Source organism: Curvibacter soli (assembly GCF_029211125.1).
Classification (GTDB): Bacteria; Pseudomonadota; Gammaproteobacteria; order Burkholderiales; family Burkholderiaceae_C; genus Curvibacter_A; species Curvibacter_A soli.
This window is the reverse complement of sequence record NZ_JARGEN010000064.1, coordinates 1-999: the sequence shown is the minus strand read 5'-3', so window position 1 is coordinate 999 and position 999 is coordinate 1. Positions and strand designations below refer to the sequence as shown.

At 66.2% G+C, this 999-nt stretch carries 1 protein-coding gene; it reads right to left on the bottom strand.

Annotated elements, in window-relative coordinates:
* Window positions 1-355: 355 nt before the first annotated feature.
* Window positions 356-931: a hypothetical protein gene (locus tag PY257_RS14165; RefSeq protein WP_275742950.1), complete on the bottom strand. Its 576-nt coding sequence runs from the start codon at window positions 929-931 to the stop codon at window positions 356-358.
* Window positions 932-999 lie beyond the last annotated feature (68 nt).

Below are 999 nucleotides of genomic sequence, written 5' to 3'. Positions count from 1 at the left end.
TCTACCCAGGATGCCAGGCGTAAGCTCACTCGCATTTATCCTCGCGTTTCAACATGACTGACTACTAGCTCGAAAAGCCTACTCCACTGTGTACCAGCTCAAACGTTCGTTGCTCTCAGACTACTTGCGTCAGGAACTCAGAAGTCCATCGCTCTCCATGGCTTTTGCGTAAGTCCTATTCATATGTCTCAACCACGACCTGCCACATGGCCCTTCTCCCTATTGCTTGACGATGGGCGTCAAGCATACGGGCTGGGCTGAGCAAAGACGTTGAGAGGCATGGGTCAGGGGAAGCTACTGTCGGCGGCCATGCGGGCATTCCGGAGCCAAATCCGCCACCCCGAGCCCGCGCCCCTCACTCTCCCCGCGGCCAGGGCGCGCCCAGCGGCAGCTCCTCACATCGCAGCAGCCCCCGCCGCAGTGCCTCGTCCGGCTCTTGCCCCTCGGCACCGGTCTGCTTCAAGCATTCGCTGGCACATTGGGAGAGCAACGCACCGGCCGCGCCCAGCCAGCTCGCCCGGCTCCAATCCAGTGCGCTGCCCAGGGTGAGCACATAGCAGGCCGCCAGCTCTTCTTCCACGCTCTCCAGCCGGCGGGCCACCGCGCCATACAGGGCGGCCAGATCGACCCGCGCGGGAATCTCGATGCCCCAGTCCGCCAGGGCCGCCACCAGGGCGCCCATGTCCTCGGGCACCCGCACCCCCTGCTCGTCCCAGTCCGCCGCCAGGGCCAGTCGCCGCGCCAGGGCCCGCAGCAACTCCTCGAGCCGGTCTTGCCGCGCCAGACACAGGCCGGCGGCCTCGCCGGCGCGCCGGAAGTCCTCCAGCCGCGCCAGACCGCGGCGCAGCAGCAGCTCCATGGGCCCGCGAGCGAGGTCGGGCCCGGCCACCTCCACAGCGCCCCGGGCATCGAGCTGCAGCCGCTCCTGCACCGCAATCCACCGAAGTTAAGCCATGTCACCCCTTGTAAGCCATGCTCGGATGAGGTTTCACATGATTT